Genomic DNA, 23,209 nt, shown 5'->3' with positions numbered 1-23,209 from the left:
ATGACGAACAGGACGGGTATGACGGGGCGGACGCACAGTACCGGCGCGACCGGCGCGACCATTCGGCGTCGGCTGGCGGGCTGGGCGCTGGGCGCATCGGTCGTCGTGGCCGCGCTGGGACTCAGCGCAGCGCCTGCCTTCGCGCACAACTCTGTGATCAGCACCACGCCGAACTCGGGCGAGGTCGTCACGGAGCAGCCCGGCCTGTTCAGCGTGATGACGAGCGACAACCTGCTCGATATCGGCGGCACGGGCACCAGCATGGCCATGCAGATTGCGGGGCCAGCGGATGCCGCAACCCCGCTCTACTATGGCGACGGCTGTGCCGCGATCTTCGGCCCAACGCTGGAGATGTCGGCGGAGCTCGGCCAGCCAGGCGAGTACACGGTGACCTGGCAGGCGGTGTCGACCGACAGCCACACGATCTCCGGCCAATACAGCTTCACGTGGCAGCCGGCGGACGGGCAGGTTCTCGCCGAGGGCTCGCCCACCCCGCCGGATTGCGGCGGAACGGAACCGGCGGGAGCGGCGCCGTCCTCGGATGCGTCGGCGGAGGCATCCGCTGCAACGGGTGCCGAACTGGCCGACGTGCTGTGGATCGCGGCCGCGGTCGGCGCCGTCGCGCTCGCGGTGATCGGCACGCTGCTGATCGTCACGCGTAAGAAGAAGACCCCGCCGCCCAGCGAGTAGCGCCGCGCCCCGCCGCTCTGCGCTGCACTGCCCTGGCCGCGAGAGCGCACTGTGTGTCGTTTCGAGATATCGAGACCGACACACAGTGCGCTCTCGCGAACGAAGTAATGCCCTCGCGCGGATGCGAGGGGATCAGGGGCAGCGCATCCAGCGGATCTCCGAGCTGCTCAGGTACCATCGAGGCGTGACCTCTGCGATCCCCACCCCATACGAAGACCTGCTGCGCGACACCCTCGAGAACGGGGCACACAAGTCCGATCGCACCGGGACGGGCACCCGCAGTGTCTTCGGTCGCCAGCTGCGCTTCGACCTGTCAGAGGGCTTCCCGCTGATCACGACCAAGCGCGTGCACTTCAAGTCGATCGCGTACGAGCTGCTCTGGTTCCTGCGCGGCGAGAGCAACGTGCAGTGGCTGCGTGAGAACGGCGTCACGATTTGGGACGAGTGGGCGGATGCCGCCGGCGAACTCGGCCCGGTCTACGGCGTGCAGTGGCGCTCATGGCCCACCCCCAGCGGCGAGCAGATCGACCAGATCTCCGAGGTCCTCGAGGCGATCAAGGCCACGCCGGACTCTCGCCGACTGATCGTGTCTGCCTGGAATCCCGCCGACATCCCGAACATGGCGCTCGCGCCGTGCCACGCGCTCTTCCAGTTCTATGTGGCCGACGGCAAGCTGTCGTGCCAGCTCTACCAGCGGAGCGCCGACCTATTCCTTGGCGTGCCATTCAACATTGCCAGCTACGCGCTGCTCACCCACCTCGTTGCCGCGCAGGTCGGCCTCGAGGTCGGCGACTTCGTCTGGACCGGCGGCGACTGCCACATTTACGACAACCACGTCGAGCAGGTGACGGAGCAGCTCACCCGTGAGCCGTACCCGTTCCCGCAGCTGAAAATCGTGAACAAGCGTGACAGCATCTTCGACTACGAGTTCAGCGACCTGGCCATCGAGAACTACCAGCACCACCTCGCCATTCGTGGCGCGGTCGCGGTCTGACGCCCGTGAAGATCGGACTGGTCTGGGCGCAGGCCGACGGCGGAGTCATCGGTAAAGACGGCACCATGCCGTGGCACGTGCCGGAAGATCTCGCCCACTTCAAGGCGGTCACCCTCGGCGGCGCCGTGATCATGGGTCGCAAGACCTGGGACTCGCTCCCGCCGCGCTTCCGGCCACTGCCCGGCCGTCGCAACATCGTCGTCACGCGACAGGCCGATTGGCACGAAGCGGATGTCGATGTCGTGCACTCGATCGACGACGCACTCGCACTCGCCGCCGGTGACGGCGCCGACGCCTCTGATTCGGAAGAACAGTTCGTCTGGGTCATCGGCGGTGCACAGATCTACGCGGAGGTCATCGACCGCGCTGACCGCCTCGAGGTCACCGAACTCCGCGCGGCGTTCGAGGGCGATGCCGTCGCGCCTCCCATCGACCCCAGCTGGTACGTCGAGGACATCGACCCTGAGGATGACTGGCACACGTCGAGCACGGGCCTCGAGTACCGCTTCGTGCGCTACGAGCGCGACTGAGCTCACCTCGTTGATTGAGGAGCGAGCGCAAGCGAGTGGGACACATGCCCCACCCCGTTGATTGAGGAGCGAGCGCCAGCGAGTGTCTCGAAATCTGGCTGGACAAACGCTGCACTCTGGGCCTCGAGACGGCCGTGAACGCCTCCGCGGCCGCCGGGCGGAGTTATCCACACCGCGCAACCGCCCACAGGGTGCGCGCATACAGGTTCGTGCCGGATGCCCCGGGTAGAGTTGCCGAGTGAGTTGGAATGCTGAGTTGTCCCGGAACCCCGATGAGCTCACCCCGCCAGACGACTACATCCCAGACGACTCGTACGCTCCGGATGACCCTTACGATTACAACGCTCCGCCTCCGCCCGACTACGGGTACGAGTTCGCGGGCGGTCCAGGTGGGGCAGAACCGCTGAGCGGCACGGGCGGAAACGCTGGCACACGCGTCGGCGCAAACGCCGCGGCCGGCCAGACCGGTGGCTTTGGCCAGGACCAGTTCGTTCGCGCGCAGGCGCCCCGCCGCCAGGCACCCGCTAAATTCGCCACGGCAGCCGAGGCGCTACACACCGTCTTTGGATACGACTCGTTCCGTGGCGAGCAGGCCGACATCATCGAGCAGCTCATCGGTGGCGGCGACGCCGTCGTGCTCATGCCGACCGGTGGCGGTAAGAGCCTCTGCTACCAGATCCCGTCCCTGGTGCGTGAAGGCACCGGCATCGTTGTCTCCCCGCTCATCGCGCTCATGCAGGACCAGGTCGATGCCCTCACCGCCGTTGGTGTGCGTGCCGCCTTCCTCAACTCCAGCCAGGATGCCGCGACCCGCAACCAGGTTGAACGCGACTACCTCGCTGGCGACCTCGACCTGCTCTACGTCGCGCCGGAGCGACTCTCCTCAGAGGCCACCAAGCAGTTCCTCGCCCGCGGCACCATCGCGTTGTTCGCCATCGACGAGGCGCACTGTGTGTCGCAGTGGGGGCACGACTTCCGGCCCGACTATCTCGCGCTGTCTGAGCTCGCCGATCGCTGGCCAGACGTGCCGCGCATCGCGCTCACTGCCACGGCGACGGATGCCACGCACCAGGAAATCACCAGCCGCCTGCAGTTGCAGGAGGCCAAGCACTTCGTCGCCAGCTTCGACCGGCCGAACATCCAGTACCGCATTGTGAACAAGGCAGAGCCGCGCAAGCAGCTCCTGAACTTCATCAAGTCAGAGCACCCCGATGACGCCGGCATCGTCTACGCGCTCAGCCGCAAGTCGGTCGAGGCGACGGCCGAGTTCCTGCAGGCCAGCGGCCTGAACGCACTGCCCTACCACGCGGGTCTCGACGCGCGGATTCGCGCGCGCAACCAGTCCAAATTCCTCCGCGAGGATGGCGTGATCATCGTCGCCACCATCGCGTTCGGCATGGGAATCGACAAGCCAGACGTGCGCTTCGTGGCCCACATCGACCTCCCCAAGAGCGTCGAGGGCTACTACCAGGAGACGGGTCGCGCCGGTCGCGACGGCCTGCCATCCACCGCCTGGCTCACCTACGGCCTGCAGGATGTCGTGCAGCAGCGCCGCATGATCGACGAGTCGCCCGGCGACCTCGCGCACCGCCGCAAGCTCTCAGCGCACCTCGACGCCATGCTCGCGCTCTGCGAGACCGTCGACTGCCGCCGCGTGAACCTGCTCCGCTACTTCGGTCAGACCAGCGCGCCCTGCGGCAACTGCGATACCTGCCTCACCCCGCCGGAAGCGTGGGACGGCACCGTCCCAGCCCAGAAACTGCTGTCGACCATCGTGCGCCTGCACCGCGAACGCAACCAGCGCTTCGGCGCCGGGCACCTCGTCGACATCCTGCGCGGCAAGACAACTCCGCGCGTCACCCAGCACGGTCACGATCAACTCGCCACGTGGAGCATCGGCGCAGATCTCAGCGACCAGCAGTGGCGCGGCGTCGTGCGCCAGCTGCTCGCGCAAGGCCTCATCGCGACCCACGGCGAGTACGGAACGCTCGCAGTGACGGATGCCGCCACCGACGTGCTCGCCGGCAAGCGCACCGTCGATCTCCGCCACGAGCCGGAACGCGCCGAACGACCTGCGCGTCGGTCGGGCGCTGCAAAGAGCGCGGCGAAGGCCGGCGTCGCCGACCTGTCCCCAGCCCAGGAAGAACTGTTCGAGGCGCTGCGCGCCTGGCGTTCGGCCGAGGCGCGCGAGCAGGGCGTTCCCGCCTACATCGTCTTCGGCGACGCGACACTCATCGCGGTGGCGACGGCAAAGCCCGCAACGCTGGCCGACCTTGACGGCATCTCCGGCATCGGTGCGAAGAAGCTCGACTCCTATGGCGAGAAGCTGCTCGCCGTGGTGGCCGGGGCCTCCTAGCCCGCAGCCGCTGCTTGCAGGCCGCCGTCGCTGCCGTCACTGCCGTCTCTGCTCTCTCTGCTCTCTGCGCCACGGCTTGGCTTCTGCGTGGCACGTCGTCTGCATAACTCCTGCTGTTTTGCCGCGATGGGGCAAAAGGTGCCGTCTCGGCCCGATTGAGGGCGAATTGCAGGAGTTACGAATTGCAGGAGTTACGAATTGCAAGAGTTCTGCAGCGAGGTCAGCCATCACTTCACCAGCTTCTGTAGGGTGCGCAGGTTGCGCGTCGTCGTGCTGGCCTTGTGTCGGCTGCGCGCCGTCTCCTTGGCGAATGCACTGCCAAGCGTGTTGCCGCGTTCGACGGTCCAATAGATCACGCCGTCACCAGGGCGGATGCTCTCTGCGACCGCATCGAGTTTGTCTTGCCACTCGAGCAGCTCAGAGGCCAGCGCCGGGTCCATGGTGAAGATGACGTACGGGTGCCACCCCTCGCGTTCCGCATCGAACGGGAACGCGTCGATGATCTGCCGAATGGTGTCGACGTCGAGCACGTGCACCCACGCCTCGTAGCCGAACCGGTCGCCGAGCGCCTTCTCGATGAGCGGTTTCAGTCCATGCGCAGTGGCTGGCGAGTCGAACAACACATTTCCGCTGGCAAGAACTGTCTTGACGTTGTCCAGGCCGAGGTCGGTGAACGTGGCTGCGACATCCGTCATCTTCATGGTGATGCCGCCCACATTCACGCCGCGCAGGAGTGCTACAAAACGAGTCATGAGCCGAGAATAGCGTTCGCCACCGACCCTGCCACTCGGCGCTGGTCGGCGTCGCAGGAGCTGCACCCAACGCACCGCTGCGCCTCTCGGCTCGTCGCTGGGTCTCCCGCGGCCGTCGTGGGCGCCGCGCTTGTGGGCCGTCGCAGGCCGCATCGGCCTCTCGTTGAGGAAACCTACAGAACGGATGCCGGGCGACGCATGCTTCTTTGTAGCCGCCTCACGGGGTATTTCTGCGCGTCCCGCGGCAGCCATAGCGTGGGCAGTGACTTCACACCGCGCACAAGAATGAGGACCAACGATGGTTGACACGACCCAGCGCCCGGCATTCGATTCCGAATCGAACGCACCAAGCACAGCACCTGCAGGCGGCACAGCCCCGGCAGCCCGCGTCGACCCGAGCGTCGACACCGGCCCGATCAAGGTGGCCGGTGACCCGACGGCGCCGACCGTTGACGTCGCCGCGCTCGGTCGCCAGCTGCTCGGAACCTGGGCGGATGTGCGCCTGGCCGCCCGCAACATGGCGGCACGTCCGGAGATGCAGCGCATCGAAGGCCAGTCGATGGCCGACCACCGCAAGCGTGTGTTCGGCCAGCTCAAGATCCTCGCCCACAACGGTCACGTGCACCGCGCGTTCCCCAGCTACCTCGGTGGCCGCGATGACCACGGCGGCAACATCGCCGGCTTCGAAGAACTCATCTCCGCCGACCCGAGCCTGCAGATCAAGGCCGGCGTGCAATGGGGACTGTTCGGCGCTGCCGTGCTGCACCTCGGCACAGAGTCGCACCACCAGAAGTACCTGCCAGGCATCATGAGCCTCGACGTGCCCGGCGTGTTCGCCATGACCGAGATCGGCCACGGCTCCGATGTCGCCAGCGTCGGCACGACGGCTACGTATGACGCCGACACCGAAGAGTTCGTCATCAACACACCGTTCCGCGCGGCGTGGAAGGACTACCTCGGCAACGCGGCCAACGACGGCATCGCGGCCGTGCTCTTTGCGCAGCTCATCACCGCAGGCGTCAACCACGGCGTGCACGCCTTCTACGTGCCGATCCGCGACGAGACCGGTGCGTTCATGCCCGGCATCGGCGGCGAGGATGACGGGCTGAAGGGCGGGCTGAACGGCATCGATAACGGCCGCCTGCACTTCACAAACGTACGTGTCCCGCGCGAGAACCTGCTCAACCGCTACGGCAATGTGGAGCCGGACGGCACGTACAGCAGCCCGATCAAGAGCCCGGGTCGCCGCTTCTTCACCATGCTCGGCACCCTCGTGCAGGGTCGCGTCTCGCTCGACGGTTCAGCCGTGCAGGCCTCTGCCATGGCCCTCGCCATCGCGATCACCTACGGCAGCCAGCGCCGCCAATTCACCGCAGGTAGCGACACCGACGAAGAGGTCATCCTCGACTACCAGCGCCACCAGCGCCGCCTCTTCCCGCTGTTGGCGACTACCTACGCGCAGAACTTCGCCCATGACGAATTCCTGGTGAAGTTCGACGCCGTCTTCAACGGCTCGGCCGACACGGATGACGACAGGCAAGACCTCGAAACCCTCGCGGCTGTCCTCAAGCCGCTGTCAACCTGGCATGCGCTCGACACGCTGCAGGAGTCGCGCGAAGCCTGCGGTGGCGCCGGCTTCATCGCGGCCAACCGCTTCGTTGGCTTGCGCGCCGACCTCGACGTCTTCACCACCTTCGAGGGCGACAACAACGTGCTGCTGCAGCTGGTCGCCAAGCGGCTGCTCACCGACTACAGCAAGCAGTTCGCTTCAGCGGATGCCGGCGCCCTCGCCCGCTTCGTCGTCAAGCAGGCCGCTGGAAAGGCATATGCGGGCAGCGGCCTCCGCACCCTCAGGCAGCTCGTTGTCGACCGTGGCGTGATCGCCCGCTCAGTTGGGGCGCTCAGGGACACCGACGTGCAGCACGCGCTGCTCACCGACCGCGTCGAGACCATGATCGCCGACATCGCCGCCAAGCTGCGCCCGGCCAGCAAGCTGTCGAAGTCGGCAGCGGCCGACCTGTTCAACGCCAACCAGAACGCTCTCATCGAGGCGGCCCGCGCGCACGGTGAACTGCTGCAGTGGGAAGCCTTCACCCGGGCGCTTGAGCGCACCGAGGACGCGGGCACCAAACAGGTGCTCACCTGGCTGCGCGACCTGTTCGGGCTCGGCCTGGTCGAGACGCACCTGGCTTGGTACCTGATGAACGGACGGATGTCTGCCCCCCGCGCACAGGCCGTCACCGCGTACATCGATCGCCTCATCGCACGGCTCCGCCCGCATGCACTCGATCTGGTCGACGCATTCGGCTACACGCAGGAGCACCTGCGCGCACCGATCTCGTCGGGCATCGAACGCGAACGCCAAGAGGAGGCCCGCGAGTACTACCGTGCCCTCCGCGCGAGTGGCACGGCCCCGATCGACGAGAAGACCCTCACCAAGAAGTCGCACAAGCCGGCGAAGAAGCCCGCCGCGCGGACGCCCGCGAAATAGCGGCACCACCTCGGCGATCGCCCAGGGGTCGCCGCGGTCCGCTCGCAATGGTTCACCGCGCCCGCTCTGGCTCGTCGCGCCGGCTATCGCGGGCGCGATGAACCGAAACGGGCGCGGCGACGCTGTCGGCAGGCGGTTTCGAGCCGGCGCCTGCGCAGGCAACGCTCACCTCGCCGGGAGTGGCTCGCCGTGTTTTCGAGACGGCAGCGGTACGGTTCACTCACCCCATTTGGATCCCGGAGCAGCCGACCTCGAGCACCTCACGAACCTCGATCACCTTGCGCTCCTCGAGCCCTCACACCCCTGGAGCACCGTGACAACGACAACCGGCAAAGTCTCGTTCTGGTACGACGCGATGGGGCTCCCCATCCCCAGGCCAGCGCTCGATGCCGACATCACCGCCGACGTCTGTATCGTCGGCGCCGGGTACACGGGACTCTGGACCGCCTACTACCTGAAGAAGGCGGCACCGGAGCTTGAGATCGTGATCGTCGAGGCGCGCTTCGCCGGGTTCGGCGCGTCCGGACGCAACGGCGGCTGGCTCACCAACTCCGTGACTGGAGGCCGCGAGCAATACGTGAAATCCCACGGCAGGGCAGCGGCCGTCGCGATGCAGCGTGCAATGACGCAGAGCGTCGACGAGGTCATCGCGGTCGCCACGGCCGAGGGCATCGACGCCGACATCGTCAAGGGCGGCGAGCTGACCGTCGCGATGAACCCGGCCCAGCTGGCCAGGCTCGACAGCTTCGCCGCCGCAGAGCGGCAGTGGGAAACGGATGTCGACCTCGAGGTCCTGAGCGCGGCGGAGAGCCAGGCGCGCATCAACGTCGCCGGCACGCTCGGCGGTGTCGTGCACCCGCATTGTGCGCGCATCCACCCGGCCAAACTGGTGCGCGGCCTGGCCGACGTGGTGGAAAAGCTGGGCGTGAGAATTTATGAAGGCACCCGCGTGCGCGAGATTCTGCCGCACCGCGCGGTCACCGACGACGGCGCCGTGGTGAACGCGACGTACGTGGTGCGAGCCACAGAGGGCTTCACCGCCGGGCTGGCCGGCCAGCACCGCACCTGGCTGCCCATGAACTCATCCCTCATCGTGACCGAACCGCTCGACGCCGCAACCTGGGCAGGCATCGGCTGGGAGGGTCGCGAGACCCTCGGCGACTTCGCCCACGTCTACATGTACGCGCAGCGCACGCGCGACGACCGCATCGCGTTCGGCGGCCGCGGCGTGCCATACCGGTTCGGCTCCCGCGTCGACGCCGACGGCCAGACGCCACAGGGCACCATCGACTCGTTGCGCGCCCTCCTCACCCGCTTCTTCCCAGGCACAGCGGATGCCGCGATCGACCACGCCTGGTCAGGCGTACTCGGGGTGCCGAGGGACTGGGCGGCGACGGTGGGACTCGATCCGGCATCCGGTCTCGCGTGGGCCGGTGGTTACGTCGGCACGGGCGTCACCGCCACCAACCTGGCGGGACGCACACTGGCCGACCTGATCCTCGGCCGCGACACCGAGCTTGCCAGGCTGCCGTGGGTGAACCACCGGGTGCGCAACTGGGAGATCGAACCGCTGCGCTGGGTTGCTGTGCACGGACTCTATGCCGCCTATCACGCCGCCGACAGGGCAGAGGCCCGCGGGCGGGCAGCTACGTCGCCGATTGCCTCGCTGGCCGATGTGGTCACGGGGCGCCACTAGGTCAGCACCAGGTCACAACCGAGTCGCAACGAAGTCAGAACGACGTCGACACCCGGCAACCACGGCAGCCCGCGACCCCCCGACGCCCGGAACGTCAATACCCCTGTACACGGGGTACGGCCAATAGGCTCGTTCTATGCGAGAGTTCTATCCTGAAATCCAGCCGTACGAAACCGGCATGCTTGACGTCGGTGACGGCCAGACCATTTATTGGGAAACCTCTGGCAATCCGGAGGGCAAGCCGGCCGTGTACCTGCATGGCGGCCCAGGCGGCGGATCGAGCCCCGCACAGCGCCGGGTGTTCGACCCTGAGAAGTACCGCATCATCCTGTTCGACCAGCGTGGCTGCGGCCAGAGCACCCCACACGCGAGTGCAGCGGATGCCGACCTCAGCACGAACACCACGTGGCACCTCGTCGCCGACATGGAAAAACTGCGCGAGCACCTCGGCATCGATCGCTGGTTGGTGTGCGGCGGATCGTGGGGGAGCACCCTCGGACTCGCCTACGCCGAGACGCACCCTGAGCAGGTCACCGAACTGATCCTCCGCGGCATCTTCACCTTGCGCCCGATCGAGCTTGACTGGTTCTACGAGGGTGGCGCAGCGGCCATCTACCCCGACCTGTGGGAGAACTTCATCGCCCCCGTCCCCGAGGCCGAGCGATCCCACCTCATCCAGGCGTACGGCCGGTTGCTTCACGACGACGACAAGGCCGTGCGCGAGCGGGCCGGCATCGCCTGGTCGACCTGGGAATCATCAACCATCACGTTGCTGCAGCAGCCGGACACGATCGCTCGGTTCACCGAACCGTCGTACGCCGTCGCCTTCGCGCGCATCGAGAACCACTACTTCCAGCACAACGGCTGGTTCGAGCCCAACCAGCTCATCCGCGACTCGACGAAACTGAAGGACATCCCGTCGGTCATCGTGCAGGGCCGCTACGACATGTGCACCCCGGCGTTCACCGCCTGGGACCTGCACAGGGCCTGGCCGGAAGCCGACTTCACCATGGTTCCAGACGCCGGGCATGCGTTCGACGAGCCCGGCATCCTCGATGCCCTCATTGCAGCCACTGACCTGTTTGCGGAGTAACTCTCGATGACCTTCAACGACAACGCCAACATCGGTTCGGGGAAGGCGCGGAAGCGCGGGCGCACCACCGGCGTCGCTGTCGGCGGCGGGGTCGGCGTGATCGCACTGTTCGTGCTCTCGCAGCTGCTCGGCGTCGACCTGTCTGGCCTCCTCGGCAACGCAGAGACCGACCAGTCGACAAGCGAGGCGTCGACCCTCGACGAGTGCCTGACCGGCGCCGATGCGAACGCCGACGTCGATTGTCGGATGAAGGGCGCGGCTGCAACGCTCGACACCTACTGGACAGATGCGTTGCCGGCCATCGGCACGGCGTACAGTTCGCCGCAGCCGATCGCGCTCTTCACGGATGCCGCCAGCACAGGCTGCGGGTCGGCCTCGAGTTCCACAGGGCCGTTCTACTGCCCGCCAGACCAGACGATCTACATCGACACCGCGTTCTTCGACGAGCTGCGCACCCGGTTCGGGTCGTCGGGCGGGCCGCTGGCCGAAATGTACGTGGTCGCGCACGAATGGGGCCACCACGTGCAGAACCTTACGGGTGTTTTGGCTGCCGCCCAGGACGGCGAGACGGGTGCGGCCTCCAACTCCGTGCGCATCGAGTTGCAGGCCGATTGCTACGCAGGAGCGTGGACGGCGGCGGCATCGACAACCCGTGACGACGCGGGCGTTGCCTTCTTGAAACCGGTCACCGACGCGCAAATCGCCGACGCACTGAGTGCGGCATCCGCGGTGGGCGACGACCGAATCCAGCAATCGACGCAGGGCTCCGTCAACCCTGAGGGGTGGACTCACGGCTCAAGCGAGCAGCGTCAGAGGTGGTTCATGACCGGCTACAACGGCGGCGCAGGGGCCTGCGACACCTTCACGCCATCGGCTGCAGCGCTGTAAACAGACAGCGGTGCAGCCCCCGTTAGGGGGTGTTCGCTTTGGGCGCCGTCTGTGCAACCCTCTGGTATGTGAGCGAAAGTCAGATCCTTGCCAACTGGCTCTTCACCCGGATTTTCGTTCATAGCTGGATAGGCACCCGCCTCACTCACTTACCCTGACGAGGCGCCAGCGACTGGGAGGCGTTACCCGAACGACTCCAACGGACCAGGTGTCTGGGAGTTGGCGTGTCTGTTAAGTTGCACTTTGTCGTCCCTGCGGCGACGTTTCGCCCGGCTGGATTCGCGCAGTTCTCCGTCGCGCGGCCGGGATTCGCACGGTCTGGCTTCGCACGGTCGAACCGGTTGGCGCTGTCCTTCGCGCTCGTCACTGCCCTGGTGGCGAGCATGCTCCTCGCCTTCTCCGTGTCACCGGCGGCTGCGGCAACGGGATGTGGCGCCGCCGCGAACCCCGTCGTCTGCGAGAACGCGCTCCCTGGCGCCGACCCGGAGATCTGGGATATCGAGGGTGCCGGCGACACCAGTATCCAGGGCTTCTCTACCGACATCAGCGCCAACGTCGGTACCCGGATTGACTTCAAGATCGACACGACCGCCCCTGCGTACACCGTGGCCATCTACCGCAGTGGCTACTACCAGGGTCTCGGTGCCCGCTTCATCACGGATGTCTCCACCTCCGTCATCAACGGGCAGCACCAGCCGGAGTGCATTACCGCCGCTGCCACCGAGCTGTACGACTGCGGCAACTGGGCCGTCTCTGCCTCCTGGAACGTGCCAGCGGATGCGGCATCCGGCGTGTATTTCGCCCTGCTGACCCGACCGGACACCGGTGGCAGCAGCCACATCACCTTCGTGGTGCGGAATGTGGCCAGCCACTCTGCCGTGCTGTTCCAGACGTCAGACCCCACCTGGCAGGCCTATAACACTTACGGCGGATCTGACTTCTACCAGGGCGCGGCCAACGGGCGGGCATATGAGATCAGCTACAACCGGCCCGTGGTGTCGAGGGGCCCGTATTCCGGTCGGGACTTCTACTACGCCAACGAGTACCCGATGGTGCGGTTCCTGGAGAAGAACGGCTACGACGTGTCGTACTTCAGCGGCGTCGACACCGACAGGTTCGGCGGGGCACTGGTGAATCACGACGTCTTCCTGTCTGTCGGGCACGACGAGTACTGGTCGGCGGCGCAGCGCGCCAATGTCGAGGCAGCCAGGGACAACGGTGTGAACCTGCAGTTCCTCTCCGGCAACGAGGCGTACTGGCACACCAGGTACGCCGCGTCGTCCGACCAGGGTGCCACCCCGTACCGCACGATCGTGTCGTACAAGGAGACGTGGAGCAACGCCAAGATCGACCCCGCCGCCGAGTGGACGGGAACCTGGCGCGATCCGCGCTTCGCCTCGGCGACGCAGGGGGCTGGGAAGCCGGAGAACGCGCTGACCGGCACCATGTACCAGGCGAATTTCTCCGACCTGGCCGTCACGGTGTCGGCCGAAGAGGGCCGGACGCGACTCTGGCGCAATACCAGCCTGACCGGCCTGGCCGCCGGATCGACAGCGGAACTCGCACCTCACACCATCGGGTATGAGTCGAACGAAGACGTGGACAACGGGTTCAGGCCAGCCGGCCTCATCCGCCTGTCGACGACAGTCGGCGCCGTACCTGAGTACCTGCGCGACTTCGGCAACCTCGTCACGGCCGGCACCACCGCTCACCACCTCACGCTGTATCGCGCCGCGAGTGGCGCGCTCGTATTCTCGGCCGGATCGGTGCAGTGGACCTGGGGTCTCGACCAGACCCACGACGGCGGCGGGGCCGCCGCCGATCCGCGGATGCAACAGGCCCAGGTGAACCTGCTGGCTGACATGGGAGCCCAACCGGCCACGCTGGACAGCGAGCTGACGGCCGCCACCGCGAGCACAGACAACGTCGCCCCCACTGTCACCATCACCGCTCCCGCCGCCCAGGCAGCCGTCGCCAACGGCGCGTCGGTGACCGTGACGGGAGCGGCAGCGGATGCCGGTGGCGTCGTCGCCGGCGTCGAGGTGTCCACCGATGGCGGCTCGAGGTGGCACCCGGCTACCGGAACCACCTCGTGGACGTACACCTACCTGCAGCAGGGCATGAGTGCGGCGAGCATCATGGTGCGCGCGACCGACGACAGCGCGAACACCACGGCGACGCCGGCCAGCAGGGCACTCGCCGTGACCGGCCCGTACACCGTGTTGGGTGAGCGGGTGCCGTCAGTGCCAGACGCCGGCGATCCCAGTGCGGTGGAAGCCGGCCTGCAATTCACCCCGAGCCACTCCGGGTACGTCTCGGGGGTGCGCTTCTACAAGAGCCAGGCGAACACGGGTCTCCACACCGGATCGCTGTGGAGTGCGTCAGGCGTCCGCCTCTCCACAACCACATTCGCGAACGAATCGGCCGAAGGCTGGCAGAGCGCGTCATTCTCACCACCGGTACAGGTGACCGCTGGCACGAAGTACGTGGTGTCGTATTCGGCGCCGAACGGACACTATGCCTCGACACCGGCCGACTTCGCCTATCGCGGGATCACGGCAGCTCCGCTCACAGTGGCCGGCGGCTACGGAGCGGCGAAGGCCGCCGTCTACAACACCACCGTCGGCCAATTCCCCCAGGACAGCTACGGGTTCAGCAACTACTTCGTCGATGCCGTCTTCACCTCGACAGACACCACCCCGCTCGGCGCACTCAACCAGGCCCCGCTGCCGGGGTCGTCGAGTGTGCTGGCCGGATCGACAATCAGCGCAGTGCTGTCGAAGGATGTCGTCGCGTCTTCGATCACATTCACCGTCACCGACCAGTTGGGTCAGGTTGTGCAGGGCAGCGTCGGCTATGCCGCGGCAACCCGCACCGCGGTCTTCACGCCAAGTCAGGCCCTGAACGGATTCGTGACGTACGCTGTCACGCTCGCGGCCACCGCAACGAGCGGGGAGGCCCTGGCGACCGGCACGACGTGGAGTTTCACCACGGTGCGGCCGGCGCCTGCCGTCGGTGACTGCCCGTGCGGGCTGTTCACGGATGCGACCACGCCGGCAATCCTGCAGGTGGTCGACAACGCCCAGCTCACCTTGGGCGTGCGATTCATGAGTTCGGTCGATGGCATGGTGTCCGGCATCCGCTTCTACAAGAGCGCTGGCAACACGGGTACCCACACCGGAACGCTGTGGTCGTCGACAGGAACGGCGCTCGCCACGGCCACCTTCATTGACGAGAGCTCGTCTGGGTGGCAGACCGTGACGTTCGCGTCGCCTGTCGCTGTCACGGCAGGGACCCAGTACGTCGCGTCGTACCTCAACCCGCACGGGACCTATCCGGTGACCCCTGACACCTTCCCCGTCGATGGCCTGGTGCGCGGTCCGCTCACCGGAATCGTCGGAACGTTCACATACGCCGATGCGTTCCCCACGAACCAGGTATCGACCAGCTACCTCGTCGACGTTGTCTTCAACCGTGCGCCAGACCCGGTCGCCGTGCTCACCCAGACCCCGGCGAACGGCGCCATCGGAGTCAGCACCGCATCACCGATCGCGGTTGAACTCTCCGTTCCCATCAACCTGGGTTTCTCGCTCACAGCGACGGTGGGCGGCACCACCGTGCCAGGCACAACGATGCGGAGTGCCAACGGGACAACCCTGACGTTCACGCCCAGCTCTCCGCTGCAACCTGGAGCCACCGTGGTCGCACGGCTGTCGAACGTCACCTCGACAGCGGGGGCGACCCTGCCCACCCTCACGTGGTCGTTCGGCACGGCCGCTGCGCCCGGTGAGGTGACAACGACGTACACACTGCTCGGCGACGAGACGCCAACCGTTGCCGCCGCCACCGATGACAGCTCAGCAGTTGAACTCGGCATGTCGTTCTCCTCCTCGTCGGCCGGAACCGTTACCGCCATCCGGTTCTTCAAGGGCACAGGCAACACGGGGACGCACACCGGATCGCTCTGGTCGGCAAGCGGAACGCGGCTGGCGACGGTGACATTCGGCAACGAAACGGCGACCGGTTGGCAGACCGCGCAGCTCGGTACCGCGGTGAACATCGTGGCAGGACAGACCTACATCGTCTCCTACCTGGCGCCGAGGGGGCACTACGCCCACTCCAGCGGGTACTTCGCACAGGCCAAGACAAGCGGTCCCCTGACCGCGGGAGCCGATACGAACGGTCGGTTCCTGTACGGCGCAAGCGGCGGGTTCCCGATCTATAGCTGGAACCAGTCGAACTACTTCGTCGACGTGGTGTTCACCACGACGACCTCCACACCGACGCCGACCCCCACACCGACACCGACGCCGACCCCCACACCGACACCGACACCCGTGACGGTCGCCTCGACGAGTCCCCTCTCAGGCGCAGGGAGTGTCGCACCGACGACCGCGGTGACGGCCACCCTGTCGGCCAACCCGGCCGCCGGATCACCGACCGTTGCCCTGACAGCCGGGGGAGCATCCGTCGCCGGCAGCACGGCGTTCGATGACGAAACCCACATCGTGACGTTCACGCCGACCACGCCGCTGGCCTGGTCGACCACGTACTCGGCAACCGTGTCAGCCGACGGGGCTGTGCTTGGCGGTGGAGCGTTCACCTTCACCACGTCGGCCGAGCCGCCGACCGTCACCGCAACCTCGATCTTCGCGGCGAACGCCGTGCCAGACACGCCGTCGTGGAACGACGCACTGGCCGTGCAAGTCGGCGTGCGGTTCCAGGCGAGCGTTGCAGGCACGGTGACCGGCATCCGCTTCTATAAAGGAGCGGCGAACACCGGCGCCCATGTCGGCTACCTCTGGTCGGCGACAGGGCAACAGCTGGCCGCCGTGACCTTCGACGCTGAAACGGCGACCGGATGGCAGACCGCCACGTTCAGTGTGCCCGTGGCCATAGCGGCCGGAACGGAATACCTGGCCAGCTACCAGAGCACGGTCGGACGCTATGCCGTCACGCTCAACGGGCTGGCCAGCCCCGTCGTCAGCGGCGCTCTCAGCACGCCGGCATCCGGAGCCGTCTACCGCTACGGAACCGAATTTCCCGACCAGCGTTCAGTGCACAACTACTGGATCGATGTCTTCTTCGTCCCCTCACTGTGACGAAGTTCAAGCAGCGGGGCCGTTACCCGAGCGGCCCCGCTCCGTTCAAACAGGGGGAGCAGACGTGACTGAAAAATTGAGAATAGCCGTTGTCGGCGCTGGATACTGGGGACCGAACCTGGCCCGCAACTTCCACGGCAGCCCCGACTGGGAGCTGGTGGCGATCTGCGATCTCGATCGCGACCGGGCAGCGGCGCTTGCAGGCAAGGTCGGCGGCGTGCGCGTCGTGACCGACCTCGCCGAGCTGCTGGCCTCCGACAACATCGACGCGATTGCGATCGCGACCCCGGCGAAGACCCACCACCCCATTGCCCAGGCAGCGCTCGCCGCCGGCAAGCACGTGATGGTGGAGAAACCGCTGGCGGATACCGGCGACCGCGGTCAGGAGATGGTCGACACCGCACGCGCACTCGGCCTGGTGCTGATGGCCGACCACACCTATTGCTACACGCCTGCCGTGCTGAAGATCCGCGAGCTCATCGAGGAGGGCGCACTGGGCGACATCCTGTTCATCGACTCGGTGCGCATCAACCTGGGGTTGATTCAACCGGATGTCGACGTGTTCTGGGACCTGGCGCCGCACGACCTCTCCATCATCGATTTCGTGTTGCCGGGGGGATTGCGGCCGCTCAGTGTCTCTGCTCACGGCGCCGACCCGGTTGGGGCGGGCAAAGCCTGCGTCGGTTACCTCACGCTGCCGCTGCAGAACGGTGCGATTGCGCACGTGCACGTCAACTGGCTGAGCCCGACCAAGATCCGCCAGATGATCATCGGCGGTACGAAACGAACCCTGGTCTGGGACGACCTGAACCCGCAGCAGCGGCTCAGCGTCTATGACAGGGGTGTAGATCTTGACCTCCAGTCGCTGGATGCCACCGAGCGCAAGGCCGCAACGGTGTCATACCGGCTGGGGGACACCTGGTCTCCTGCCCTCCCAGAACGCGAAGCGCTCGGGTCAATGGCAGGGGAGTTCGCGGCGAGTATCAGAGAGCACCGACCGGCCCGCACCGACGGCGCTGCCGGCCTGCGGGTGCTCTCTGTGCTCGAAGCGGCGACGGAAAGCCTGCACACAGCGGGTGCTGCAACGCGAGTCGGAGGCAGCCATGAGCTCGTCTGATCATGCATGCGGCTCTGACGACGAATACACGGGGGATGCAGTGACAACACAAGGGTGGGAAAAGAAATGACTGTATTAACAGGAGCGGATGTCCTGGTGACCGGTGGCGCAGGCACGATCGGCTCTGAGATCGTCGACCAGCTGCTGGCCGCGGGCGTCGGGCACATCGACGTACTCGACAACCTCGTGCGCGGACGTACCCAGAACCTTGAAGGCGCGCTGGCCTCAGGGCGAGTGACCCTCGTCGAGGGTGACATCAGGGACCGTGATCTCGTGCACGACGTGACGCGGGGCAAAGACCTGGTGTTCCACCAGGCCGCCATCCGGATCACGCAGTGCGCAGAGGAGCCGCGCCTGGCGCTCGAGGTGTTGGTTGACGGGTCATACAACGTGCTCGAGGCCGCTGTCGAAAATTCTGTCGACAAGGTGATCTCGGCATCCAGCGCGTCCGTGTACGGCCTCGCAGAGCAGTTCCCCACCACTGAGCGCCATCACCACCACAACAACGACACCTTCTACGGCGCCGCGAAGTCGTTCGGCGAGGGGATGCTGCGCAGTTTCAGGGCCATGAACGGGCTGGACTACGTGGCCTTGCGCTACTTCAACGTGTACGGGCCACGCATGGACGTGCACGGTGTCTACACCGAAGTGTTCGTGCGCTGGATGGAACGGATCGCCGACGGGCTGCCGCCCCTCATCTTCGGCGACGGGCAACAGACTATGGATTTCGTCTTCACCCGCGACATCGCCAGGGCCAATCTGCTGGCCGCCACCAGCGACATCCGCGAGGGTGTCTACAACGTCGCAAGTGGCAGGGAGACCAGTCTGCTCGGGCTGGCACAGGCGCTCCTTCGCGCCATGGACTCCGACCTCGCGGTGGAGCATGGTCCAGACCGCGCTGTCAACGGCGTCACACGTCGACTGGCCGACACCTCGTCGGCTCAGAGCGACCTTGGTTTCACAGCCGAGGTGTCCCTGGAAGACGGGCTGCGCGAGTTGGTGGCCTGGTGGGAACCGCTGCGTGGCGAGATCGCAGCCGGGCGATCGCTGGTGACCTCATGAGCCGGATCAACGTCATGAAGCCCTGGATGGGCGCCGACGAGGTGCTGGCGGTGACGGAGGTCATCGAATCAGGCTGGGTCGCCCAGGGGCCACGCGTCGCCCAGTTCGAGGAAGAATTCGCCGCCGCGATGGGCGCGGACTTTGCCGTCGCCACATCCAACTGCACGACAGCCCTGCACCTCGCCCTGATCGTTGCGGGTGTCGGGCCGGGGGACGACGTCATCGTGCCGTCGTTCTCCTTCATAGCGACAACCAATGCACCGACCTACGTTGGGGCACGACCCATCTTCGCCGACGTGGATCCGGTGACCGGAAATGTGACGGCTGAGTCGATAGCGGATGTCGTCACAGAGATGACCAAAGCGGTGATCGTCGTCGACCAGGGCGGGGTACCCGTTGACCTGAACCCGATTCGTGAGTTCTGCGACTCGCTCGGCATCGTCGTGATCGAGGACGCAGCGTGCGCGGCAGGGTCTACTTACCAGGGCCGCCCGGTCGGCGCCGGCGCGCAACTGGCGGCCTGGTCGTTCCACCCGCGCAAACTGCTGACGACGGGCGAGGGCGGCATGCTCACCACCTCGAATGAGGAGTGGGCAGCCAGAGCCAGACAGCTGCGTGAGCACGCCATGAGCGTGTCGGCCAGTGACAGGGCAGCCAGCGTCCTCGCCCCGCCTGAGGAGTATCTCGAGATCGGTTTCAACTTTCGGATGACCGATCTGCAAGCCGCCGTCGGCATCGTGCAGCTCGGTCGCCTGCCGGAGATTGTGCGTCGTCGGCGCGAGCTCGCACAGCGCTACACCGAATTGCTGGGTGACCTCCCCGGTGTCCGGCCGGTTACTGACCCTGACTGGGGCACCTCCAATTTCCAGTCGTACTGGATTGAAGTCGACCCGCTTGAGAATCTCGACCGGGAAACCGTGATGGAAGCGCTGGCGCACGCGGACATCTCCGCGCGCCGCGGGATCATGGCTGCGCACCGACAACCCGCCTACTGGGGAGCAGACACGGGCACCGTTTCCCTCACGGTGACGGAGCGGTTGACAGACAACACCCTGATCCTGCCGCTGTATCACCAGCTGACCTATGACGAGCAAGATCGCGTCGTGGCCGTGCTCCGCGAGGTGGCATTGGTCGGAAGAGAGGTGTCATGAGCGAGTTGTTGCTCCTCGGAGCCAGTGGCCTCGCCAGAGAGGTCATCGCCGCAGACCACTCATATTCCGTGATCGGAATACTCGACGACAACCCCGCCAATACCGGGACAGAAGTCGGTGGGGTCCCAGTGCTCGGCGGCGTGGAATTGGCCGCGGATCACACCGCGCAGCTCCTCGTCTGTGTGGGAAACGGCGTAGCGCGCGCTGCGATCGTCGGCCACCTGCGGGCGCTCGGCGTGCACGACGACCGGTATGCCACCGTCGTCGACGCCAGCGTCAGGGTGCCTCCAGGCTGCACGATCGGCGCGGGGAGCATCCTCATGGCGAATGTCGTGTTGACGGCAAACGTCACCGTCGGTCGCCACGTTGTGGTGATGCCGAACGTTACCCTCACCCACGACAACGTGTTGGAGGACTACGTGACCACCGCGGCCGGTGTCGCGCTCGGCGGTGACGTGCTGCTGCAGACCGGCGCCTACCTCGGCATGAACTCGTCGGTGCGCCAGGGCCTGCGCGTTGGCGTTGGAGCTCGAATCGGAATGGGAGCCGTCGTGCTGAGCGACGTTCCCGCAGGAGAGACCTGGCTCGGAGTTCCCGCGCACAGGCAGACGGAAAAGGTGGCGTTGTGACCGTTGTAGACAACCTCGTACAGGCGGCGGACACGGTCCCCATGCTTGATCTCGCCTTTCAACACCGTGAGGTCGCGGCCGCCGTACAGGCCGGATTCGACCGGGTGATGGCTGGTACCTCATTCATTCAAGGCGCCGACGTCACGCGGTTCGAGTCCGAGTACGCCCGCTACTGCGACGTCGACCATGTCATTGGGGTCGGCAACGGCACCGATGCCCTTGAGCTGGCACTGCGCGCGGCAGGGATCGTGGCCGGCGACGAGGTAATCGTTCCGGCCAACACCTTCATCGCGACGGCAGAAGCCGTCGTTCGCGCGGGCGGCACTGTCGTCTTCGCCGATTGTGACGAGAACTTCCTGATTGATGTGCAGAGCGTGCGCAACGTGCTGTCGCCCCGAACCAAGGCTGTCGCCGCGGTGCACCTCTACGGACAGACGGCGCCCGTCGACGAGCTGCGGGAGATCGTCGGCGATGACGTGGTCATCCTGGAGGATGCCGCCCAGGCCCAGGGGGCCCGCTCCCGGGGCCGCCGTGCCGGTTCCCTCGGCGATGTGGCAGGCACGAGCTTCTATCCAGGCAAGAACCTCGGGGCGTATGGCGACGCCGGCGCGGTGCTGACGACGAACCCGATGATCGCCGACGCGGTTCGGATGCTCGGCAACCACGGAGGCACACGCCGGTATGAGCACCTTGTCGTCGGCACGAATTCGCGGCTCGACTCGCTGCAGGCGGTTGTCCTGTCGGCCAAGCTGGCATTCCTGGACGACTGGAACGCGGAGCGCCGCGCTGTGGCGGCTCGCTACTCGGCGATCCTGGCAGCAGAGGCCAGGGTCGTGCTGCCGCGCACCGTCGACGGCAACGAGCATGTCTTTCACCAGTATGTGATTCGTGTTGCAGATCGCGACCGGGTGTGCGCCCAGATGAATGCAGCCGGCATCGGCGTTGGCATCCACTACCCGCGGCCGGTCCATCTGACTCCCGCATTTGCCGGCATGAATGTGCCCGTCGGCGCGTTTCCGATGGCCGAGCTGATCGCAGGCGAAATATTGTCCCTTCCCGTCTATCCCGGGCTCACCGATGCGAGGCAAGACCGCGTGATCGAGGTACTCCTGTCGTGTCTGTAGGACCGGACGCTGTGCTGCCCCCTTCACTGCAGGACCGGGTGAGGGGAGGGGCGTTGTGGTCTGCGGGAAGCACGCTCTTCCTGCGGTTCGCGAACATCGCGATCATGGCGATCGTCGCTCGAATCGTCGCGCCTGAGGCCTTCGGCGTGTTCGCGCTCGTCATGGTCGTGCAGGGCGTGATGGTCAGTCTGGCCGAGCTCGGCATCTCGTCGGCGCTCCTCCGCGCCGATCTCGATCCGGATCGCATCGCGCCAACGATCGCAACGGTGTCCATTGTCACGAGCGTTCTGCTGTCGGCGGGGATTGTGATCTTCGCCGACCCCATCGCCGTTGCACTCGGATCAGCGGATGCCGCTGAACCCCTGCGCGTGATGGCCATCTCTGTGGCGTTGATCGGTCCGTTCGCGGTTCCGTCTGCGCTGATACAACGCGAGTTCAGGCAGGATGTGCTCTTCAAGGCCACAGCCATCGGGTTCATCCCCAGCAGTGCAATCCTCATCGGAGTGTCGTTGATCGGCGACGGGGCGCTTGCGTTCGCCTGGTCGCGGGTCGCGGCGCAATTGATCTCGGGGATCATCGTCACCATGAAGGTGAGCACCCGGTATCGCCCTGGGTTCCGCCGTGACCAGTTCGGGATGCTCATCAAGTTCGGGTTGCCGCTTGCCCTCGCCAACCTCCTCAGCCAGGTGCTGCTGAATGTCGACTACGTCTTCGTCGGCAGGCAGCTGGGCATCGAGGCCACTGGCCTCTACTCGCTGGCTTTCACCGTGGCCGGCTGGTCGACCGCGGTGATCGGATCGGTACTGAACGGCATTGTCCAGCCAGCGTTCTCGCGGGTGCGGCGTGACGCCGGCGACCTGGTCGACGCGCTGTTCCGGTCGACGAGGACGGTTGCGCTGGTTGCCTTCGCGATCAGCTCCCTGACCTGTGCCCTCGCCAGGCCGCTGATCACCACCATCTATGGTCAGCAGTGGACGGGGGCGGTGCCGGCGCTCATGGTGCTGTCGGTGTACGGGGTGGCATTCGTCGTCTGCCTGCTTGCCGCGAACATCATCATCTCGCTCGGCAGTACAGGGCGGCTCTTCATGGTCCAGGTCGTCGCGCTGGCTGGTCTCCTTCCGGCGATGATGATCGGCATCCAGGTCGCGGGTCTGGTCGGCGTTGGTGTTGCCCACATCGTGGTGACCTGTGGGATCACGTTCCCGCTGTACGCCCTCATCATCAGGAAGGCCGTTCCGCATGCGCCGACAGTCATGTTGCGGGCGCTCGTCTGGCCGGCGTCTGCCGCGGTTGTCGCCGGCGGCAGCGCCTGGTCCGTCGCGCTGCTCCTGCCGACACCCCTCACCCAGTTCCTGGTCGGCGGGTTCGTGGGCGGCGTCGTCTACTTCCTCGTCGCCGCTCCGCTCTTCACTCCGCTCCTGCCCCCCGCTCTGGCCAGGGTGCGCGTCGTCAACGCGGTGCTCTCGCTGCTCGGCCGGCCGGCATCCTGGGTCATCAACCGAACGGCGAAAGCATGAATCACAACACTCACGCA

General features: G+C 66.3%; 16 protein-coding genes. 15 read left to right on the top strand and 1 reads right to left on the bottom strand.

The features are described 5' to 3' along the window. From AC25Z0_RS09825 to recQ, 4 genes are all read left to right on the top strand, one after another. Positions 1 to 690 (top strand): copper resistance CopC family protein, encoded by a 690-nt coding sequence (locus tag AC25Z0_RS09825; RefSeq protein ID WP_488133045.1) that lies wholly within the window; start codon positions 1 to 3, stop codon positions 688 to 690. A gap of 184 nt (positions 691 to 874) precedes the next feature. Beyond that, positions 875 to 1,684: a thymidylate synthase gene (locus AC25Z0_RS09820; RefSeq protein ID WP_488133044.1), complete on the top strand. Its 810-nt coding sequence runs from the start codon at positions 875 to 877 to the stop codon at positions 1,682 to 1,684. Between the two features lie 5 nt (positions 1,685 to 1,689). Then, complete coding sequence (locus AC25Z0_RS09815) at positions 1,690 to 2,214, top strand: dihydrofolate reductase (RefSeq protein WP_488133043.1); 525 nt, start codon at positions 1,690 to 1,692, stop codon at positions 2,212 to 2,214. 238 nt (positions 2,215 to 2,452) lie between these two features. After that, entirely contained in the window at positions 2,453 to 4,570 is a 2,118-nt protein-coding gene (gene recQ / locus AC25Z0_RS09810; RefSeq protein ID WP_488133042.1) for a DNA helicase RecQ, read from the top strand. 227 nt (positions 4,571 to 4,797) lie between these two features. Here recQ and AC25Z0_RS09805 read toward each other — a convergent pair whose 3' ends face one another. Beyond that, a complete protein-coding gene (locus AC25Z0_RS09805; RefSeq protein ID WP_488133041.1) occupies positions 4,798 to 5,322 on the bottom strand; it encodes a DUF1697 domain-containing protein in 525 nt (174 codons plus the stop codon). A 298-nt stretch (positions 5,323 to 5,620) separates the two neighbouring features. Here AC25Z0_RS09805 and AC25Z0_RS09800 point away from each other — a divergent pair, with 298 nt between their 5' ends. The 11 genes from AC25Z0_RS09800 (at position 5,621) to AC25Z0_RS09750 (ending at position 23,192) form a co-directional block, all read left to right on the top strand. After that, entirely contained in the window at positions 5,621 to 7,813 is a 2,193-nt protein-coding gene (locus AC25Z0_RS09800) for an acyl-CoA dehydrogenase family protein (RefSeq protein ID WP_488133040.1), read from the top strand. A gap of 355 nt (positions 7,814 to 8,168) precedes the next feature. Then, positions 8,169 to 9,509 (top strand): NAD(P)/FAD-dependent oxidoreductase, encoded by a 1,341-nt coding sequence (locus AC25Z0_RS09795; RefSeq protein WP_488133135.1) that lies wholly within the window; start codon positions 8,169 to 8,171, stop codon positions 9,507 to 9,509. Between the two features lie 136 nt (positions 9,510 to 9,645). Continuing rightward, positions 9,646 to 10,602, top strand: a complete 957-nt coding sequence (gene pip / locus AC25Z0_RS09790) for a prolyl aminopeptidase (RefSeq protein ID WP_488133039.1) — start codon at positions 9,646 to 9,648, stop codon at positions 10,600 to 10,602. A 6-nt stretch (positions 10,603 to 10,608) separates the two neighbouring features. Beyond that, on the top strand, positions 10,609 to 11,490 hold the full coding sequence (ypfJ, locus tag AC25Z0_RS09785) for a KPN_02809 family neutral zinc metallopeptidase (RefSeq protein ID WP_488133038.1): 882 nt from the start codon (positions 10,609 to 10,611) through the stop codon (positions 11,488 to 11,490). A gap of 341 nt (positions 11,491 to 11,831) precedes the next feature. Beyond that, on the top strand, positions 11,832 to 16,592 hold the full coding sequence (locus tag AC25Z0_RS09780) for a DUF4082 domain-containing protein (protein ID WP_488133134.1): 4,761 nt from the start codon (positions 11,832 to 11,834) through the stop codon (positions 16,590 to 16,592). Positions 16,593 to 16,656: 64 nt separating this feature from the next. Further along, the gene (locus AC25Z0_RS09775; protein ID WP_488120391.1) at positions 16,657 to 17,709 is read left to right on the top strand and encodes a Gfo/Idh/MocA family protein; all 1,053 of its coding nucleotides are present in this window, start codon (positions 16,657 to 16,659) and stop codon (positions 17,707 to 17,709) included. Between the two features lie 66 nt (positions 17,710 to 17,775). Next, positions 17,776 to 18,771 (top strand): NAD-dependent epimerase/dehydratase family protein, encoded by a 996-nt coding sequence (locus tag AC25Z0_RS09770; protein ID WP_488133037.1) that lies wholly within the window; start codon positions 17,776 to 17,778, stop codon positions 18,769 to 18,771. Next, the gene (locus tag AC25Z0_RS09765; protein WP_488133036.1) at positions 18,768 to 19,922 is read left to right on the top strand and encodes a DegT/DnrJ/EryC1/StrS family aminotransferase; all 1,155 of its coding nucleotides are present in this window, start codon (positions 18,768 to 18,770) and stop codon (positions 19,920 to 19,922) included. The genes AC25Z0_RS09770 and AC25Z0_RS09765 overlap by 4 nt, the downstream gene beginning before the upstream one ends. Further along, entirely contained in the window at positions 19,919 to 20,551 is a 633-nt protein-coding gene (locus tag AC25Z0_RS09760; protein ID WP_488120394.1) for a NeuD/PglB/VioB family sugar acetyltransferase, read from the top strand. The genes AC25Z0_RS09765 and AC25Z0_RS09760 overlap by 4 nt, the downstream gene beginning before the upstream one ends. Continuing rightward, positions 20,548 to 21,675 (top strand): DegT/DnrJ/EryC1/StrS family aminotransferase, encoded by a 1,128-nt coding sequence (locus AC25Z0_RS09755; protein WP_488133035.1) that lies wholly within the window; start codon positions 20,548 to 20,550, stop codon positions 21,673 to 21,675. Before AC25Z0_RS09760 ends, AC25Z0_RS09755 begins: the two co-directional genes overlap by 4 nt. After that, a complete protein-coding gene (locus AC25Z0_RS09750) occupies positions 21,666 to 23,192 on the top strand; it encodes an oligosaccharide flippase family protein (RefSeq protein ID WP_488133034.1) in 1,527 nt (508 codons plus the stop codon). The genes AC25Z0_RS09755 and AC25Z0_RS09750 overlap by 10 nt, the downstream gene beginning before the upstream one ends. Positions 23,193 to 23,209: the final 17 nt, after the last annotated feature.

It is taken from the genome of Leifsonia sp. Y862 (assembly GCF_057669585.1).
This window is presented reverse-complemented; position numbering and strand designations above follow the sequence as displayed.

What these genes read in the sequence shown, in the direction of transcription:
- AC25Z0_RS09760 (WP_488120394.1), top strand. Translation starts at nt 19,919, where the DNA reads ATGAGCGAGTTGTTGCTCCTCGGAGCCAGTGGCCTCGCCAGAGAGGTC.
- AC25Z0_RS09825 (WP_488133045.1), top strand. Translation starts at nt 1, where the DNA reads ATGACGAACAGGACGGGTATGACGGGGCGGACGCACAGTACCGGCGCG.
- AC25Z0_RS09795 (WP_488133135.1), top strand. Translation starts at nt 8,169, where the DNA reads ATGGGGCTCCCCATCCCCAGGCCAGCGCTCGATGCCGACATCACCGCC.
- ypfJ (WP_488133038.1), top strand. Translation starts at nt 10,609, where the DNA reads ATGACCTTCAACGACAACGCCAACATCGGTTCGGGGAAGGCGCGGAAG.
- pip (WP_488133039.1), top strand. Translation starts at nt 9,646, where the DNA reads ATGCGAGAGTTCTATCCTGAAATCCAGCCGTACGAAACCGGCATGCTT.
- AC25Z0_RS09800 (WP_488133040.1), top strand. Translation starts at nt 5,621, where the DNA reads ATGGTTGACACGACCCAGCGCCCGGCATTCGATTCCGAATCGAACGCA.
- AC25Z0_RS09770 (WP_488133037.1), top strand. Translation starts at nt 17,776, where the DNA reads ATGACTGTATTAACAGGAGCGGATGTCCTGGTGACCGGTGGCGCAGGC.
- AC25Z0_RS09805 (WP_488133041.1), bottom strand. Translation starts at nt 5,322, where the DNA reads ATGACTCGTTTTGTAGCACTCCTGCGCGGCGTGAATGTGGGCGGCATC.
- AC25Z0_RS09765 (WP_488133036.1), top strand. Translation starts at nt 18,768, where the DNA reads ATGAGCCGGATCAACGTCATGAAGCCCTGGATGGGCGCCGACGAGGTG.